Source organism: Desulfovibrio sp. (assembly GCA_016208105.1).
GTDB lineage: Bacteria > Desulfobacterota > Desulfovibrionia > Desulfovibrionales > Desulfovibrionaceae > Fundidesulfovibrio.
Window position 1 is genome coordinate 122,758 of sequence record JACQYS010000022.1, and the last position, 18,342, is coordinate 141,099.

The following is an 18,342-nucleotide window of genomic DNA, read 5'->3' on the forward strand; positions in this document are numbered from 1 at the left end:
AATGCTCACTGTTTCATAAGGAAACAGAAACCATGACCGACCGCGTCGACGTAAACCTCCAGGCCCTTGGGGCCTACGCCCAGGCCCTGAACAACACGGCGGCCAACATAGCCAACGTGTCCACGGACGGGTATGACTCGGTGCGGACAGTCTTCGACTCCGGCCCGTCCTACGTCTCCCATATCCAGGCCGTCACGGAGCACACCTACACGTACGGCCAGAACATGGCCCCCATACCCCCCGAGATCGCCAACGACGACAGGGTGACCGAGCGGGCCTGGAATTACCAGAACACCGGGGGGCAGGTGGACATAGCCCGGGAGATGGTGAACCTCATTTCCTACGAACACGGGTATCAGGCCAATCTGCAGCCGATCCGCACCATCGAGCAGAACACAGGGACGCTTCTGAGCCTCATCGCCTAACACCCCGGCACGCTTTCTTTTTACGCGCTACCCCTTGACTTCGTGTCATTTCATTGACAGCTTCCTCAAATGCAGATGCATCAAGCGGAGGCCGAATGAGTTTGGATACCTCGGGCATCATCGGTAAAAGCCCGGCCCTCACCAGCGTTTTCTCCGTGCTCTCCAAGGTGGCTCCCACCGACTCCACTGTTCTGGTCACCGGCGAGTCCGGCACGGGCAAGGAGCTACTCGTCAGGGCCTTGCACGCCAACAGCCGCCGCCATTCCAAGCCGTTCGTTCCGGTGAACTGCGGGGCCATCCCCAGGGAGCTTCTGGAATCCGAACTGTTCGGGCACGAGAAGGGCGCCTTCACCCATGCCATCCGGAACCGCGCCGGACGCTTCGAACTGGCCGACGGTGGCACCATCTTCCTGGACGAAATCGGGGATATGGACCTGTCGCTTCAGGTGAAGATACTACGGGTGCTCCAGGAAAAGGAGTTCGAACGCGTCGGCGGTTCGCGAACCATCAAGACCGACGTGCGCGTGGTGGCAGCCACCAACCGCGATCTGGAGGCCGAGGTGGCTGCAGGGCGCTTCCGGGAAGACCTTTTCTACCGTTTGAACGTCATCCCCCTGCACCTGCCCCCGCTTCGGGAACGCGGGGAAGACATCCTGCTCCTGGCGGACGCCTTCATGCAGCGCTTCTGCGCCTTGAAAGGGCGCAAGGTGCTCGGCATGCGCCAGGAAACGAAGGATCTTTTCCTGCGCTATTGCTGGCCCGGCAACGTGCGCGAGCTGGAAAACTTCATGGAGCGGCTCTCCATCCTGTGCGATTCGGACGTGATACAGCCTGAGGACCTGCCCAAGAAGATCTGGGAGGGAGCCGGGCAGACATGCCCTCAGCCGGAGGTTCAGTACACCAGACCTCCTGGCTTTGTGTGGCCCGCAGTGTCCGATCTGAAAGACCGCGGGATAGGGCTCAAGGAATTTTTGGACGAGATCGAGGAGCGCTTGCTCACGGAGGCCCTGGGCATGGCCGACGGCGTGAAGAATCAGGCCGCCGAGATACTGGGAATCAAGCGCACGACGCTTATCGAAAAGCTCAAAAAGAAGAACATGCTTGGAGCGTAAGGCCAGCGCAGTGTGGCCTAGCACGTTTCTTGCTTCACATGGCGCCGTGAAGGTGCGCCCACCCGCCAAGACAGCTTGGCTCCTCTGCCTGTGCATTCTGCTCGCTTCCCTGACCGAGGTCAGGGCCCAGAGCTATTCCCTCAGTACGGATTCCTCAGCCGACCTTTTGACCATCACTTTCCCCAAGAACGCTCCCGCTCCCGTGGTTCTGCGCACCGGGGCCAAGCGAGTGGAAGTGCTGTTCCCTGCGGGCACCAAGCTCAAAGGGGTTTCCGGCGGAAGCGTAAAGGGGCGCCACGTCTCCAACCTGAGCGTTGCCGACAACGTGCTGGTGGTGGAAACAGAGGGCGACACCTTCGGCTTTGTCGCCTCGCCGAAAGGAGATAAATCTTACCAGCTCCAGCTTTTCTACGATCCTGCCGGTTCGCGCTGGAAACCGCAGACCCCGGACGATGCGAAGGCGCCTGAGCAGCCGCAGCCGGACAGCGCCAAGCAGGCCGCACAACCGCCTACGGCTCCATCCGGCGACGCGGGCCAGGCGAAACCTGATCAGACGGCCCGGCCTGGCGGCGGCGTGGTCGGCAAAATCGATTTTCCCGGCTCCCAGCCCGCTCCGTCGGTGTCCCCGCAGCCCGCCAGCACCGGCCCCGCCGCGCAGGGGAGCCAGCCTGCCGCTCCGGCGGGCGCTCAGACTTCCACGCAAGTGCCTCAAGCTCAACCCGGACAGACGGCTCCGGCGGATAAACCGGCCCCGCAGACGAAACCGCAATCATCCGGACAGGGGGTAAGCGGAACCATAGCGCGGCCAGGGCCACAGGCCCAGCCGGGTCAACCCGCGGCACAATCCGCCCCTGTTGCGCAACCTGGCCAAAGTCCTGCGCCTAAGACAGATGCTCAGCCCCAAGCGGTTGCGGTGCAACAGCCGTCCGCTCCTGCCGCTCAGTCCCCTCCGGTCACGGCTGAACCGCCGCAGACCGGGCAGCCTCCGCGCGGTGAGGTTCGCGGCGCGATCTCCATGCAGCAGGCCCTTCAGGAAAGCCCCAACGTTCCGCCGCAACCTGGCGCTGCCAAGCCGCCCGCCGGCGCCGTTTCCGGCCAGATTGCTCAGCCCGCGCCACAGCCTGAGAAAACCTCTCCGCCTCCGGTCGCGCAGGAACAGGCGGCACAAACGCCAGCGCCAGGGCCCCAAGCTCCTCCCCAGGCCGAGCAGCCGGAACCCTTCCCTCCTGTGGAAGAGGCGAAGCAGCCCGAAAAAACGCAGGGAGACACGCTGGAGGATAAAACCTACATCGTCTCCGGCCAGCAATCCCTTGCCCATGGCGACTACGACAAGGCCCTTATCGTGGCCAAGACGCTTCTGGCCAAGCCCGAGCTGAGCAAGGATCTGCGTGAAGAGGCTTTGTACCTCCAGGCGGAGGCTGTGTTTCATTTAAACAAGGACAAAATGCCCGAGTTGTTTTTGGAGACGAGCGACATTCTCCAGCAGGCGCTCAATTTCAACACCTCGTCCATGAAGCTTCCCAGGGCGCTCATCAAGCTCGGTTACATCAATCTGCGCCAGGGCAATCTTCCCGAAGCCAGGGCGTACTTCAACCTGATGCGCACCAAATACCCCATGGACGAGGAAATACCGCTCATCGACGTGTATTGGGGCGAGTATTATCTCGATCTGGCCAAGCAGGGCGACCCCAAGGGCAACTATGAGCGGGCCTCGCAGTCGTTTCGCGAAGTGCTCCAGAAGCACCCGGAGAGCCGGTTCGCGCGCGACGCGGCACTTGGGCTTTCCAAAGCCCAGTTCGAACTGCAGCAGTATGCTGAAGCCAGTAAAATCATTGAATATGTCGACAAGCGCTGGCCCCGCTATTACATTGAAAACCCCACCATGCGCCGCGTGGCAGCGGACATCGCCTACAAGCTAGGCGAGTTCGACAAGGCCAAGGACGACTACCTCTGGTTCTACAACCTCGTGCCCGGAGATTCCTCCAACGACCTGGTGCTGGCCAGGCTTGGCGACGTGAGCATGAGGCTCGGCAAGAAGGACCCGGCCCGCGAATTCTACGACATGGCCATCCGGATGTACCCCGGCAAGGAGGGGGCGCTGATGGCCATGATGCGTCTTGCCGAGCAGGGCATCCACGACGCGCCGACCCTTCAGGAGATGTTCAAGGCCTTCGCCGACCCGAAAGACATAAAGCCCGACAAGATCTACGAGATAATAGTCAACGAATACCCCAAGAGCATCCTGGCCCCTCTGGCGCTTCTTAAGCTGGCCATGTGGAAGATGTACAAGGAGGAGTATCCGGAAACATTGGACCTGGTGGGGCGTTTTACCAAGTCCTATCCCGGCGATGTTCTGGAGAACCAGGCCATCGAGGTGGGGGTCCATGCCTTCGGCAAGATGATAGGCACCCTGCTTGAGGAGATGAATTACAAACGGATTCAGGAACTCTGGCAGGCCTATCCCTATCTGGTGAAGCGAGCCGACGTGTTGAGCGACCGCGAACGCCTGGGCGTGGCACTGGCGCTCTACTATCAGGGCGCGCCCAGGGAGGCCCTGGCCATGGCCGAGCCGTACCTGGACATGGGGCCCACCCCGGACGCCCAGAAGGCCCTGGCCCTTATGTTCACCATCTACCGCGAGAATCAGGACTGGCAGTCCATAATTAACGCCTTGCGCAAGGTTTCCTCCTGGAAGCTGGCGGACAACCCCCGCCGCGCCCTGGAATTCGCCCAGGCCATGGCCTTGGAGCATACGGGTGAGCATGCGCGTTCGCGTCTTCTCTGGGCCAAGCTGGCTGCGGACAACCAGCTCGATCCGGCCAAACGGGCCTACGCCGTCTACTACCAGGCGCGCACCGCCTACGACCGCAAGGACTTCGACAAGGCCCTCATGTGGGCCATGGATTCCCGCCTCCTCTTCAAGGAGGCGGCCAAGGACGACGGCAAGGCCAGGGACGCCCTGCTGCTCATGATCGAAGCCAACCAGGCCGCCGGACGTTACCGGGAGGCCCTGGCCCTGTGCGACGAGTACGAAGGCGAAGCCCCGGAGAACAGCGCGGAATGGGCGTCCAACCGTCTGCGCATGGCCAATCTCAACCGCATGCTCGGCAACATGGACCTGTGGCGCAAGATCCTGGTGGACATGCGTGACAGCCTTGGAGACTCGCTCTACGGTAAACTGGCTTCCACCGAGCTTGCCACCAAGGGTATTGAAGAGCGGGCCGGGAAGCTGACCAGCCCGAAGTGATTCGCCTTGCCACCCCTCAAGAGGCGGTTTATTTCATGTCATGTGCGTAAAAGCCGTTGTCTGAGGAGGGTGCACCCATGATCCGCCAAGCTGTTGTCGCCGGCCAGTTCTACCCCAGTTCCGCTTCCGCCCTGGAAAAAGAAGTCCGTCGCTGTCTTTCCCGTGCCCCGGCTGTCCGGACCGAACCGACGATTTTGGCCATGGCCCCCCATGCCGGGTACGTCTATTCCGGGGAGGTGGCGGGCATCACCCTGGGTCAGGCCAACCTCACCGACACCATCCTGCTGCTTGGACCCAACCATACAGGAATGGGGACTCCTTTGTCCGTCTGGAACAGGGGACAGTGGCTCACGCCCATGGGCGCCATGGACATTGATGAGGCCCTGGCGGACGCCCTCATCGCCGCGGATTCCCGGCTCACGGCCGACAGGGCGGCCCATGTCCAGGAGCATTCCCTGGAGGTCATGCTGCCGTTCCTGTGTGCCATCAAGGGCGGCGGCTTCAAGGGCGTGCCTGTGGCTGTGGCTGAGCACAAGCTGTCGGAGCTTTCCGGGGTGGCAAAAAACATTTCCAAGGTGCTCGCATCCTGGCCCGGTCCGGTCTCCATGGTGGTCAGTTCGGACATGAGCCACTACGTCTCCCATGAGCGAGCCAAGGAGCTCGATTCCATGGCCTTGAGCCCCGTGCTGGAGCTTGATCCGGTGGGACTCTATTCCACGGTGCGGGAGGCGGGCATCAGCATGTGCGGTGTGCTGCCCATGACCTTGGGGCTTCTTATCGCCCTGGAAATGGGAGCGAAAAAGGCCGAGCTGGCCGCGTACGCCACGTCAGGCGACGCGTCAGGGGATTATTCCAAGGTGGTCGGCTACGCGGGCGTGCTGGTCAGCTGACACCGGCTTACGGCAAGGAGCTCTTGAAGAAAGGGCATGGAGTTTTGGCGTCTCAGCCCGCTAAGCGGTGCAGACGTCAAAACGTCACCATGGCTGGGTTAGCGGATATCGATGAGCAGATGGTCTGGCTGTCTGGCGTTCACGCGCATACAGCCGGGTTTCTCACCTTGCAAAACAAGAAATGCGCACGGCACGGATGACAACGCGAAAAACGGGATTGGCCTTAAGCCTCGTGCTGTTCGCCCTGGTGGCCGCCTTTGCCGCGTGGACAGCCCACGCCGATGCGATCCTTTCCTTGGTCAGGTTCTGGGCCGGGTATTACAAGGGGTTCGTGTTGGCCAACCCCGCGACGTGTTGGCTGGGAATCCTGGCTGTTGGGGCCGTTATAATCAATTGCCCTGTTCCCGTGGCCGCCCTGGTCAAGGTGCTGGCAGGGTTTTTCTTCGGGGTTCAGGCCGGGATGGCGCTGAACGTCTTCGTATCGGTGCTGGGCGGACTGCTGGGCTTCATGGCCACCAGGCATCTTTTCCATCGGCCGCTGTATTCGCGTTTCAGCCACCAGCTGGCCAGGGTCAACCTGGATATAGCCCGCAACGGGTTCTGGTACGTTCTTTCCGCCAGGCTCCTCATGGTCACCCCATTTTTTCTGGTGAACGTGCTGTCCGGACTTTCCTGCATCCGCAAACGGAAGTTCCTGCTGGGCACATTCCTGGGCGTTATTCCGAGCTCCGCCATCTATGCGGTTTCCGGCAGCCACCTGGAAAGCATCAGAACAGCCTCCGATATGGCCAGCCCCCAATTCGCCTTCATCCTGGCGCTTCTGGCAGCAGTGTCTGTCGTTCCCGCCTTGATCAGGCGCAAAAAACGCAAGCCCGCCTAGCCTTTTTTATCCTGGGATGGTAAGCGATTCCCAACTAGAACCATTTTCCGGGAGGTAGCGATGCGGTGCATCCTCAGAGGTCTTGTGGCCCTCGTGGCGCTCATTCTTGTTTCCAACATCGCCCAGGCCCAGTTCGGAATCATCCAGCAAGGGCTTGACGCAACCAAGGGCAAGAAGTCCGACGCCCACAACGTGGCTGACGAGAAAACCGCGGGGAAGGGCTATGCCACCGCCCAGACCTTCACCAATGCGGAACGCAACTTCACCTACACCGTGCCTGCCGGGTGGCGGCTGGAAAGCGGCTCTCCCACGGGCAACAACCCGGTGTTCATGAAGCCGGGCACCACATGGAGCTTCCAGCTTCACTTTACGGCAATGAACGCGGACTTCCCGGCCGGATCGTCCGTGGCGGCCTCGCTCAAACAGTCCCAGGGTGAAGTGAAGACCGGAAGGCTCATCGATGCCAAACGGCGGGATATCGGCGACTACAAGAAAAAATGCGGGGCGATAGGCTGGGAGATCACGGAAAGCCCCACCGGTGGCGGTGGCTCACATCAGAGGATCATCTGGCAGGGCTACGACGGGCAGAATTATTACTACAATTTCAACACGACGGCCCATCCGGATCAGTTCGAGGCCGCCAAGGCCGAACTGCGCTCCATTCAAGACTCCATCAAGTTCTGCACCAAGTAGGGATGTAAAGGTCGAAGCACCACTGGAGATGTATCAGAATATGAGCCCCCTCGCGGTATCACCGGAGGGGGCTCCTTATTGAAGTCTGGAATCCTAGAGCGCTATGCTGTCGCGGATGTCGAACGTTTTTCCCGAAAGCCCGTCCCACTCGCCTGCGAGCAGGCGCATCAGTCCCATGGCTGAAGTCTCTGGCCTTATCAGTTCGCCTCGTTCCTTCCAGGGACGGAAAAGGTTCCTGAGGGCCTCTCCGCCTCCGCCCACGGCGTTGCGGGCCTGCTCCTGCATGCGGGTGTCCACAATCCCCGGGCGGTAGACGAACGTGGTGAGCCAGGGAGCTTCCGCGGCCAGCTGCCTGCACAGGTGCTCCTCGGCGGCCTTGGCCGAGCAGTACAGGGAAATGCCTGGCTGGGCCACCGAAGCCGCTTTGGAGCCGATGAACACCGCCAAACCCCTTCCCGCAGAGCGCAAAGCTGGAACGCAGTGCCTCGTCAGCTGCCAGGCGGCCTTGACGTTGGAGGAGAAGACCTCGTCGAAGCCGTGCTCCTCCATTTCCCAAAGCAAGGGGCCTGGCCTGAGCATTCCGGCGCAGTGTATGAACCCCGTGAAGTCTCCGAGGGAATGCGCGGCCTCCATGAGCGACTTCACGGTGGAGGCCTTGGATGCGTCTCCTGCTACCGACACCACCCTGGCCCCGACCATGTCGCAGGCATGCCATGCCTCGTCCAAGGCTTCCGGACCGCGCGCGTTTATAACCAGCTTGGCCCCCAGAACTGCCAAGGCTTCCGCCAAGGCGCGGCCGAGTCCCATGGACGCGCCGGTTACGATCAGGGTCTTGTCCTTGAGCAGCATGTTCGCTTCTCCGATGTGGCTGTAAGGCTGAGTACGTTTGCCGCGGGATTGGCCCTCGCAAGGCCATCATCCATCAGGGGCATGCCGTCTGGCAAAGCTGTTAAACAGAAACGATGTACATGAGGGGGGGCAAGAATGCCACCCTTGCGCCAATAAAAAAGGGGGCCGAAGCCCCCTTGTTGTCGATTCGCTCTACCTGCGTCCGCCTCGATCGCCGCCGCGTCCACCGCGATCGCAGCTGCCGCCGCGGCGGTCGCCGCCGGGACGGTCGCCGCGCGGGCGGGAGGGGGCCGCGAAGTCGTTCAGGTCGATGGTCTCGCCCTGTTCCTCAAGGAGCACGGCCTTGCGCGAAAGCCGGATGCGTCCGTTGGGCTCCACCGCGATGACCTTCACTTCCAGGTCCTGCCCCATGGCCACCACGTCGCCCACGTTCTCCACGCGGTTAATATCCAGCTGGGAAACGTGGACCAGGCCTTCCAGTCCGGGCAGGATTTCCACCACCGCGCCGCAGTCGATGATCTTCTTGACCTTGCCCTGGTAGTTGCGGCCCAGGTCCGCCTTCTGGTCGTAGAAGAGGACCATCTCCTTGGCGCGCTCCATGGCCTCCTGGGTGGGGGCGAAGATGGAGATCTTGCCGGAGTCGTCGATGTCGATGGAAGCGCCCGTGGAGGCGGTGATGGCCTTGATGGTCTTGCCTCCGGGTCCGATCACTTCGCGGATCTTCTCGGGGTTTATCTCCACCACGGTGAGCTGTGGCGCGTACGGCGACAATTCGGTGCGCGGCGCGGCCAGGGTGGAGTTCATCTTGTCCAGGATGCCAAGGCGGGCGTCGCGGGCCTGGTGCAGGGCGCGGCGCATGACCTCCTGAGGGATGCCAGTGATCTTGATGTCCATCTGGATGCCGGTGATGCCCTCGGCGCTGCCGGCAACCTTGAAGTCCATGTCGCCCATGGCGTCTTCGTCACCCAGGATGTCGGTGAGAACCAGATAGTCATCGCCTTCCTTGATGAGGCCCATGGCGATGCCGGCCACCGGAGCCTTGATGGGCGCGCCAGCGTCCATCAGGGCCAGGGAGGCGCCGCAGACCGAAGCCATGGAGGACGAACCGTTGGACTCCATCACCTCGGACACCACGCGCAGGGTGAAGGGGAATTCACCGGGCTCGGGCAGAACAGGCAGGATGGAGCGTTCGGCCAGGGCGCCGTGGCCGATGTCGCGCCGTGATGGGCCGCGCACGGGCTTTACTTCGCCCACGCAGTAGGGGGGGAAGTTGTAGTGGAGCATGAAGCGCTTGGACGTCTCGCCGGCCAGGGTCTCGATGCGCTGCTCGTCGCCGGTGGAGCCCAGGGTGGCCACGCACAGGGCCTTGGTCTCGCCGCGGGCGAACAGGCAGGAGCCGTGGGTGCGCGGCAGCACTGCCACCTGGATGTCGATGGGGCGCACGGTCTTGGTGTCGCGGGTGTCGATGCGCGTGCCGGTTTCCCGGATGTAGGCGCGCATGGTCTTTTTTTCCAGGGCTTCGAAGATCTCGGCGGCCTTGGCCGGGACGGTGGCGTCGTCGGGGAAGGTGGCCTTGGCGGCTTCCACGGCCTTGACCTTCAAAGCCTTGCGGGCGTCGCGGCGGGCCATCTTTTCCACGATGCACAGGGCGCCCTTGATCTCAGCCTCCACGGTGGCCTGCACCAGCTCTTTCAGCTCGGCGTTCTCCACCGGCGGGGTGAAGACGCTCTTTGGCTTGCCGGCCTTCTCGCGCAGTTCGTCCTGCAGCTCGAAAAGGGGCTGGACCTGCTTGTGGCCCCAGTCCAGGGCGTCGGCGAGAAGGTCCTCGGAAATGAAGTTGCCCCCGCCTTCGACCATGACCACGGCGTCGCGCGTGGCGGCGAAGGTCAGGTTGAGGGAGGATTCGTCCTTCAAGGCGGTGATGGGAGGGTTCAGCACGAACTGCCCGTCGATGTAGCCGATGCGGGCGCCGGCGATGGGGCCCATGAAGGGGACGCTGGAGATGTGGAGGGCCGCTGAGGCACCGGTCATGGCCAGGATGTCGGGATCATTGTAGCCGTCCGAGGAGAGCACGGTGGCGATGATCTGCACCTCGTCGCGGTATCCCTTGGGAAACAGCGGACGGTGGGGGCGGTCGATCAAACGGCAGGTGAGCACTTCGCGCTCGGAGGGGCGGCCGATTTCGCGGCGGAAGTAGGAGCCGGGAATGCGGCCGGCCGCGTAGGACATCTCCCGGTATTCGACAGTGAGGGGAAAGAAGCCCTTGTCGAATTCCAGGGCCTGCGAGCACACGGTGACCAGCACCACGGTGCCGCCGCTCTGTATCCAGACCGCTCCGTCGGCCTGATTGGCCAGACGTCCGGTTTCCATAATGATTGCATTCTGTCCGACCGTGCGTTCGATCCGGACTGCTTTGTCGAGAAGACCCATGAAATAACCTCTTTGTTTGTGTTTACGGGGGGCCTTCCCGGAACGTGATGAGCGCGCAAGGGGCCGGGAACTTCTGCTCCCGGGCGCTGGCGCGCGGATAACGTTCGGGGTCGGCCAGTCGGCCAGCTTCGCGCGTTAAGCGCGGCTTACCTAACAAAACCGGCCGGTCCGGACAATCCGAACCGGCCGGAAGGGCATGTTACTTGCGGATGCCGAGCCGCGAAATCAGCGCGCGATAGCGGCTGACGTCCTTGTTCTTCAAGTAGTTGAGCAGCTTGCGGCGCTGGCCGACAAGTTTCAACAGGCCCGTGCGGGAATGGAAATCCTTGGCGTGGGCTTTGAAGTGTTCAGTCAGATAGGTGATGCGATTGGTCAAAAGCGCCACCTGCACCTCGGGGGAACCAGTGTCTCCCTCGTGCGTCTTGTAGTCCTCGATGACTTTCAGCTTGTCATCAGCTGTCATTACCACAGCGGTACCCTCCGTTTAGTCTTGTTGGGGCACAATTGCCGTGGGCGTTTCCCCGGCGGGGTTCAGGCCGCGAAGAATCGCCCAGCGCCATGTGCCATCCCGGTCCTGGGGTTCGGCCAGGGCCACGGGCCAGCCAGCCTCGTCCGCGAGCAATACCCGCGAATGAGGGCCGGGAAGGTCCGAAACCGCGAGCATCTTGCCATCCTTCACCATTTTGGCCTGGGCCTGGTTCAGAACCAGCTTCGGCAGGTGGGGCAGGGCGCTCGCGAGCGGAACAACCCGTTCGGCCAGCCGTTCGGGCTTTTCCAGAAGCGCGTCCAAGGAGACGGCCTGGCGAAGCTCGAAGGGATGGCTGCACTCCCGGGTGAGTTCGGTCAGGTGGGCTCCGCACCCAAGTCGCGTCCCCAGGCTGTGGACCAGGGAGCGAACGTAGGCGCCGGGGCTCACTTTCACCCGGAAATTCACATGCGGAAGGTCCATTGAGGTCACTTCCGCTTCAAAAACCGTTACCGGCTTGACGATGACCGGCACCTCTTCGCCCTTGCGGGCCTTCTTGTAAAGAGGTTGGCCGTTCACCTTCACCGCCGAGTAGGGCGGTATCTCCTGGGTGGTCATATCCGTCCAGGAGAGAACCGCCTCGCGAACCGCCTCGGGAGCCAGGTGCTCCCACGGGGCCTCGGCCGTCACCGTGCCTTCGGCGTCGAAGGTGTCGGTGTTCTGGCCCAGGCGCAGGCGGCCCGTGTAAATCTTTTGGCCTTCGGTCACGTACGAGGCGATCTTGGTCCCCTCGCCCAGAAGCACCACCAGCACCCCGGTGGCCATGGGGTCCAGGGTTCCGGCGTGGCCGATCTTCTTCTGCCCGAGCTGGCGCTTGACGATCTCCAGGCAGCGCGCCGAGGTGGGGCCTTTGGGCTTGTCGAGCACCAGCACCCCGTGCATCTGGGGCGGGCGGGACGCCGGATCAGAAATCGTCTGAGTCACAAAATACCTTAAGTCCCGGCTCGCGCGCAATACTCGTCAATTCGAACACACTGCAAAGAAGCGGCCAAACAGGGCGCCGTCACGCGCCGCTTTCCTCGAGCACCTTGCCCAAGGCTTCGATGAGCCTGGGTTCAACCTCGTCAAACGATCCCTGAATGTTGGCTCCGGCCGCGCACCTGTGCCCGCCTCCGCCAAAAGCGGCAGCCACGGGCTGGATGTTCACCTCTGAGACCGAGCGCAAGGAAAGCTTGAGTGCCCCGGCTCCATCCTCGCGTAGCGACTGGGCCATCTTGCAGCCCTTGATACGCAGGACGAAGTTCGTAAGCCCCTCGCAGTCGGCACTTGTGGCCCCAAGCCGGGAAAGCTGCTCGCTCGTTATGCGAATCACACCCAGCTGTCCATCAAAATAGAGCGCCAGCGAACCGAGAATTTCCGACCAGAGCCTGAACCGGGCCAATGACCACTGGTTCTGGATGAGCTCATTTATCTTGGCCGTGTCGAGACCCTGACGGATTATGCGCGCGGCCAGTTCCATGCATCTGGGGCTGGTGTTGTCGAAGGCGAAGTTTCCGGTGTCGGTCACCATGCCCAGGTACACGGCTTCGCCCAAAGGACCATCGAGCTCGAAACCGGCTTCCAGGGCCATGACGCCCACCATCTCCGCCGTGGAGGACCGGTCCATCTCCACCCAGTTGTGGGCTCCCCATTTGGGGTTGCCGATATGATGGTCGATGACCATGGTGGGATGGGCCGACATGGCGTCCTGAAGGATCTTTCCTCCCCGTCGTTCGTCTCCGCAATCGAGAGCGATGATCCAGTCGAAACCGTCCGCGGGCAGTTCCGTGAGAATGGGCGAGGGCAGCTGAAGCCAGGAGAAATGGGCGGGAAGGCCGGAAATATTGTAGAGAACGGCCTGTTTGCCCAGGGCCGTGAGCAGATGCCCCATGGCTGCCATGGCCCCGATGGCGTCGCCGTCCGGACTGGCGTGGGAGGTCACCAGGAAGCGCGACCCGGCCTTGATGGCCTTTAAAAGGTCATGCATGCGGGTGCCCATAGACCATGGTTTCCAAAAAGTCGTCGTGTTCGAAGCGAAGGTCGGGCACGAACTTCATCTTGACCCTGCGCCCCAGGTTGGAGCGAAGGAACCCCTTGGCCTTGTACAGGGCATCCTTGACGGCCTTGATGCGTTCTGCGTCGCCCTGCATGGTGAAAAGCACCGTGGCCACGGAGATGTCGGCGTTAAGGCGCACGCCGCTTATGGTCACCAGCTCCAGGCGCGGGTCCTGAATCTCTTCGGAGAGCATGAGGGCCAGTTCGCGCATGATTTGGTCGGCCATGCGGATGGAGCGGCGGGAAGGGCCTTCTTTGGTCGTCATTGTATGTCCTGTCTCATGGCGCTGGAGGTCTGGTTGGGAGAGGCCTCCGGCGGCCAAAGGGCTTAAGCCCTTTGGAATCCCAATTTAATATGTATATATGTAACAGGCGACTGAGTCGAGGTTTCGAGCGGGTGTGTCACTGCCCGATGAGCTCAATGTCGTCATATATAAGTTCCGCTTCGTCGGCGGCAACCACCATGTTCAAGGCTTTTTGCAAAAGCCCCTGGGCGTGCTTGCCGTCCGGGCTCACCGTCACGGCGGCGAGAACCAGGGTGTCGTGGCTGTCGTGGCTGGCTATCTCGCTCACGGCCACGTTGAACTTGTTGCGCAGCTTGGCTTTTAACCGCTGGGCCACGGAGCGCTTGCCCTTGAGGGAGTCGTTTCCGTGCAGGCGAAATTCCAGGGTGAGCACGCCGATGATCATGAGGGTCACCCGGGCGCGGGGGTGCGCAGCAAAAAATTAAGGCCCCCGGGGCTCCCGCGCATTGCGGAAACCCCGGAGGCCAAGCTGTATTAGTCCAGGGTGTCCTGTTCTTCCACGGTCTCGAAGGCCTCGATCACGTCGCCGACCTTCACGTCGTTGAAGTGCTCCAGGCCCATGCCGCACTCGTAGCCCTTTGTGACTTCCTTGACGTCGTCCTTGAAACGCTTGAGGCTGGCGAGCTTGCCGGTATAGACAACCACGCCGTCGCGCAGCAAGCGGATCTGGGCGTTGCGGGTGATCTTGCCGTCCAGGACGCCGCAACCGGCCACCAGGCCGATCTTGGGCACGCTGAAGGTCTGGCGCACCTCGGCCTGGCCCAGGTACTGCTCCTTGAAGACAGGGGCGAGCATGCCGGACATGGCCGCCTTGATCTCGTCCACCAGCTTGTAGATGATGTCGTAGAACCTTAAGTCCACGTTCTCGCGTTCGGCGGTTTCCTTGACCTTCACGGACGGGCGGACGTTGAAGCCGATGACGATGGCCCCGGAGGCGGCGGCTAAGAGGACGTCGGATTCCGTGATGGCGCCGGCGCCGGCGTGGATCATGCGTATCTTGACCTTCTCGCCGGAGAGCTTGTTCAAGGCTTCGGCAATGGCCTCCTGGGAACCCTGCACGTCGGCCTTGAGCACCAGCTTGAGTTCCTGGGCCTCGGCCTCGCCGCGCGAAGCCAGGAAGGTCTCCAGGGTGAGCTTGGTGGCCTTGCCAAGATCGCGCTCGCGCTGTTTGGTCAGGCGCGTCATCGCGATGCGGCGGGCGACCTTCTCGTCCTCGACGCAGCTGAATGTCTCGCCCGCTTCCGGAACGCCTTCGAAACCCTGCACCTCGACGGGCATGGCCGGTCCGGCTTCCTTGATCTTTCGGCCCTGGTCGTCGAACAAGGCCCGCACACGCCCCGAGAACAGGCCGCACACGAAGGCGTCGCCCTGGTTCAGGGTGCCTTCCTCGATGAGCACGGTGGCCACCGGGCCACGGCCCTTGTCCAGCTTGGCCTCGATGATGTGGCCCTTGGCGCGCTTGTCCGGGTTGGACTTGAGATCGAGCACCTCGGCCTGCAAAAGGATCATCTCCAGGAGTTCATCCAGGCCGACGCGCTGCTTGGCGGATACGTTGGCGAAGATGGTCTCTCCGCCCCATTCCTCGGGCACGAGCCCGAGATCGGCCAGTTCGCGTTTCACGCGGTCGGGTTCGGCTCCCGGCTTGTCGATCTTGTTGACAGCCACAACCATGGGCACGCCGGCTGCTTTGGAGTGGTTGATGGCTTCGCGGGTCTGGTCCATGACGCCGTCGTCTGCGGCCACAACCAGGACCACGATGTCCGTCACCTTGGAGCCGCGGGCGCGCATGGCGGTGAAGGCTTCGTGGCCCGGAGTGTCCAGGAAGACCACGTTTCCGCGCGGGGTGGTGACGTGGTAGGCGCCGATGTGCTGGGTGATGCCGCCAGCCTCGCCCATGACCACGTTGGTGGAACGGATGGCGTCCAAAAGCGACGTCTTGCCATGGTCGACGTGGCCCATGATGGTGACCACGGGCGGCCTGGGCTTCAAAGATTCCGGAGAGTCCGCTGCTTCGACGTCGATGAACTGCTCTTCGTCAAAGCCGACCTTCTCCACCTCGTAGCCGAACTCAGCGGCCACGAGCACTGCGGTTTCGTAATCCAGGGACTGGTTGATGGTGGCCATCATGCCCATGGACAAGAGAACCTTCATCAGATCCTGGGCCTTGAGTCCCATCTGACGGGCCATCTCGGAGACGCGGATGGCGTCCTCCATGCGGATTTTGCGCTTGATGGCCTTCTGGGGCTGGGACTGGGCCTGGGCCGCCATGATCTGGGCAACCTGATCGCCGCCCTTCTTCTTCTTGGGGTGCTTGCCACCGCGTCCGGTGCGGTCCTGAATGTCGCCCATGCGCCTCTTGGCGCCGCCGCGGCCGCGGTCGCCGTCGTCCGCGGGAGCCTGGCCGCCGAATTCAACCACACGCTTGTCCTTGCGGCGCTTGCGGTCGTCCGACTCCGGAACAGGGGCAGGCTGGGGGCGATCAAAGCCACCGGGTCCGCCGGGGCGTGGGCCGCCGGGACCAGCCGGGCGCGGTCCGCCGGGTCCGCCTGGACGCTGTCCGCCGGGTCCGCCGGGGCGCGGTCCGCCGGGACCAGCCGGGCGCGGTCCGCCGGGGCTGGCCGGACGCTGCTGCACAGGGCGGGGCGGTTCGGCGGTGCGGGGGTCGGGCATGGAAATGATGCGCACCTGCGGCCCGATGGGAACCTCGCGCTTGGGCTTCTTGACCTTCTTCTCCGGTTCCGCGCCTTCAGCGGGGGCCGGGGCTTCGGCATCAACCGGAGCCTGGGCATCGTCAGACGCGGCGAGTGATTCGTCTTCGTGGACGTGAGCCTCGTGGACAGGCTCGTCCGCGATAGGTTCCTCGGGCGCGGCGTGCTCGGCGGATGATTCTTCCTCGTGCCCGGCCTGCTCGGCAGGAGCAAACTCGTGCTCGTGGACCACGGGAAGGTCTTCGGCTTCGGGCAGGGCCTCCGCTTCGGCTTCGGGCTCGGGCTGGGAAATGATTCTGGCCGGAGGCGTTTGGATGGCGCGCCGGCGGGGCTTGGCCTGGGGGGCCTGCTCCAAAGCCGGAGAGGCCTCTTCCTCAACCTCGGGGGTGGAGGTGGAAGGAGGCTGCGGGGCTTCGGCCTGAGGCTCCTGCTCTGCATGGGGCGCGCTTGCGCGGCGGCGGCGGACAACCACTCCCGGCTGGGACTGGCTCTGCACAACTTCGGACTTGGCGAGGCCAGTCTTCATTTTGGAGCGCACCAGTGCGACCTGGTCGTCCTCCAGTGTGGCCATGTCGCTGGACACACGAATGTCCAGCTCTCTCAGCGCCTGGTAGATGTCCTTGTTGCTGACCCTCAGCTCCTTAGCGAGGTCTCGGACTCTAAGCTTCGTCACGTCTGCCTTCCCCCTTGCCTTTCCTCACGGCGGCGGCGCGTTTTGGGAATTTGGCCATACAGGCCTCCCCCGCGCAACAATAGTAGCCCCTTCCGGGCAGGTCAAACGCCTTGTCAGGCGTCCATTCCCCCCGCCACACGTGGCGGGTCAATTCATGTTTGGGAAACCGTTTGCGACAGACTATGCAGCTGCGCACCGGCCCCTTGAAGTCGTTATTCTCCGGCTTTCCCGTCATCCGGGGCCGAAGCCTCATCCTCGGTCGCCTGGGCGGCCGCGCCATCCTCGCCCTCGGAGGTCGAATCGGACTCTTCCTCAACGGGCTTGGCGGGCAGCAGCAGCCGGATGGCGGAACGCAGGTGCTCTCGTTTCGTGGGAGTCATGCCTTCGATGCGGTCCAGCTCTTCGTCGGACGCCTCGGCCAGCATGGCCACGGTGTCGAACCCGGCGGACAGGAAGTTCTCCATGTTCATTTCGGCCACGCTGGCCAGCTGGTCCATGCCCGCGCGGGCGGCATTGAGCTCCGAGTAGCGGGAATCAGTGAAGATATCGATCTTCCAGCCGAGAAGCTTGGCCGCCAGCTTGACGTTCTGGCCCTTGCGGCCGATGGCCAGGGTGAGCTGGTCGTCGGGCACCACCACTTCCAGGGTCTTCTCGTCCTCGTCCACCATGATGCGGGTGATGCGCGCGGGCGAGAGGGCGTTGGCCGCGTAAGTGGCGATTTCCGGATGCCAGACCACGATGTCGATGCGCTCGCCGTGCAGTTCCTGCACGATGTTCTGGATGCGCGAGCCGCGAACGCCGACGCACGCGCCCACCGGATCCACGTCGCGGTCCTTGGAGGACACGGCCACCTTGGCCCGGGAGCCCGGGTCGCGGGCCACGCCCAGGATGCGCACCGTCTGGTCGGACACCTCGGGCACCTCGCGCTTGAACAGGGCGGCCATGTAGTCCGGGTGGGTGCGGGAAATGATGATCTGGGGTCCGCGCCCGCTGGGCAGAACCTCGATGATGTAGGCCTGGACGCGGTCGCCGCGCTTGTAGCGCTCGCGCGGGATCTGCTCCTCTTTGGGGAGCATGGCCTCGGTGCGCCCGAGGTTTATTATCCAGCCGCCACGGTCGCGCCGCTGCACGATGCCGGAAACGATCTCGCCCTTGCGGTCCTTGTATTCCTCGTAGATGATTTCCTGCTCAGCGTCGCGCATGCGCTGGATGATCACCTGCTTGGCGGACTGGGCGGCGATGCGCCCAAGATCCTCGACCTTGAGCTTGAATCCCAGCTCGTCGTCCATCTGCACGTTGGGGTCGACCTTTTGAGCATCTTCCAGGGTGATTTCGGACAGCGGGTCCTCAACTTCGTCCACCACGATCTTGAACTGGAAGACTTCGATCTCGCCGGCTTCGTCGTTGTAGCTGACCTCGATGTCCATGTGCTCGCCGAACTTGCGGGCGACCGAGGAGCGCACGGCCTCCTCTAGGGTGTCGATGAGCAAATCGCGGTCGATGCCGCGGTCTTTGCTGATTTGGTCAATAGCCTTGCGAAGCTCCATGCCCATGAGGGTCCTCCGGATAG

The 18,342-nt window shown here is 62.9% G+C and carries 16 protein-coding genes; 6 read left to right on the forward strand and 10 right to left on the reverse strand.

Annotated elements, in window-relative coordinates; all coding sequences use genetic code 11:
- The first annotated feature begins 32 nt into the window (after positions 1-32).
- From HY795_13155 to HY795_13180, 6 genes are all read left to right on the forward strand, one after another.
- The gene (locus tag HY795_13155; protein ID MBI4806177.1) at positions 33-425 is read left to right on the forward strand and encodes a hypothetical protein; all 393 of its coding nucleotides are present in this window, start codon (positions 33-35) and stop codon (positions 423-425) included.
- Between the two features lie 95 nt (positions 426-520).
- Complete coding sequence (locus HY795_13160; protein ID MBI4806178.1) at positions 521-1,537, forward strand: sigma-54-dependent Fis family transcriptional regulator; 1,017 nt, start codon at positions 521-523, stop codon at positions 1,535-1,537.
- 52 nt (positions 1,538-1,589) lie between these two features.
- Positions 1,590-4,784 (forward strand): tetratricopeptide repeat protein, encoded by a 3,195-nt coding sequence (locus tag HY795_13165; GenBank protein MBI4806179.1) that lies wholly within the window; start codon positions 1,590-1,592, stop codon positions 4,782-4,784.
- 77 nt (positions 4,785-4,861) lie between these two features.
- The gene (amrB, locus tag HY795_13170) at positions 4,862-5,674 is read left to right on the forward strand and encodes an AmmeMemoRadiSam system protein B (protein MBI4806180.1); all 813 of its coding nucleotides are present in this window, start codon (positions 4,862-4,864) and stop codon (positions 5,672-5,674) included.
- A 196-nt stretch (positions 5,675-5,870) separates the two neighbouring features.
- Positions 5,871-6,554, forward strand: coding sequence for a TVP38/TMEM64 family protein (locus HY795_13175; protein ID MBI4806181.1), 684 nt, complete (start codon positions 5,871-5,873; stop codon positions 6,552-6,554).
- A 60-nt stretch (positions 6,555-6,614) separates the two neighbouring features.
- Entirely contained in the window at positions 6,615-7,247 is a 633-nt protein-coding gene (locus HY795_13180; protein MBI4806182.1) for a hypothetical protein, read from the forward strand.
- 93 nt (positions 7,248-7,340) lie between these two features.
- Here the strand turns inward: HY795_13180 and HY795_13185 are convergent, their stop codons facing one another.
- The 10 genes from HY795_13185 to nusA form a co-directional block, all read right to left on the reverse strand.
- Positions 7,341-8,096: an SDR family NAD(P)-dependent oxidoreductase gene (locus tag HY795_13185; GenBank protein ID MBI4806183.1), complete on the reverse strand. Its 756-nt coding sequence runs from the start codon at positions 8,094-8,096 to the stop codon at positions 7,341-7,343.
- Positions 8,097-8,288: 192 nt separating this feature from the next.
- Complete coding sequence (gene pnp / locus HY795_13190) at positions 8,289-10,526, reverse strand: polyribonucleotide nucleotidyltransferase (GenBank protein ID MBI4806184.1); 2,238 nt, start codon at positions 10,524-10,526, stop codon at positions 8,289-8,291.
- Between the two features lie 199 nt (positions 10,527-10,725).
- Positions 10,726-10,995, reverse strand: a complete 270-nt coding sequence (gene rpsO / locus HY795_13195; protein MBI4806185.1) for a 30S ribosomal protein S15 — start codon at positions 10,993-10,995, stop codon at positions 10,726-10,728.
- Positions 10,996-11,010: 15 nt separating this feature from the next.
- Entirely contained in the window at positions 11,011-11,934 is a 924-nt protein-coding gene (truB, locus tag HY795_13200; protein ID MBI4806186.1) for a tRNA pseudouridine(55) synthase TruB, read from the reverse strand.
- Between the two features lie 121 nt (positions 11,935-12,055).
- Positions 12,056-13,030 (reverse strand): bifunctional oligoribonuclease/PAP phosphatase NrnA, encoded by a 975-nt coding sequence (locus HY795_13205; protein ID MBI4806187.1) that lies wholly within the window; start codon positions 13,028-13,030, stop codon positions 12,056-12,058.
- Entirely contained in the window at positions 13,011-13,352 is a 342-nt protein-coding gene (rbfA, locus tag HY795_13210; protein ID MBI4806188.1) for a 30S ribosome-binding factor RbfA, read from the reverse strand. The genes HY795_13205 and rbfA overlap by 20 nt, the downstream gene beginning before the upstream one ends.
- A gap of 136 nt (positions 13,353-13,488) precedes the next feature.
- Entirely contained in the window at positions 13,489-13,776 is a 288-nt protein-coding gene (locus tag HY795_13215) for a DUF503 domain-containing protein (GenBank protein ID MBI4806189.1), read from the reverse strand.
- Positions 13,777-13,865: 89 nt separating this feature from the next.
- Positions 13,866-16,772, reverse strand: a complete 2,907-nt coding sequence (gene infB / locus HY795_13220; GenBank protein MBI4806190.1) for a translation initiation factor IF-2 — start codon at positions 16,770-16,772, stop codon at positions 13,866-13,868.
- Complete coding sequence (locus HY795_13225; protein MBI4806191.1) at positions 16,759-17,007, reverse strand: YlxR family protein; 249 nt, start codon at positions 17,005-17,007, stop codon at positions 16,759-16,761. The genes infB and HY795_13225 overlap by 14 nt, the downstream gene beginning before the upstream one ends.
- Complete coding sequence (gene nusA / locus HY795_13230; GenBank protein ID MBI4806192.1) at positions 16,985-18,325, reverse strand: transcription termination/antitermination protein NusA; 1,341 nt, start codon at positions 18,323-18,325, stop codon at positions 16,985-16,987. Before nusA ends, HY795_13225 begins: the two co-directional genes overlap by 23 nt.
- Positions 18,326-18,342: the final 17 nt, after the last annotated feature.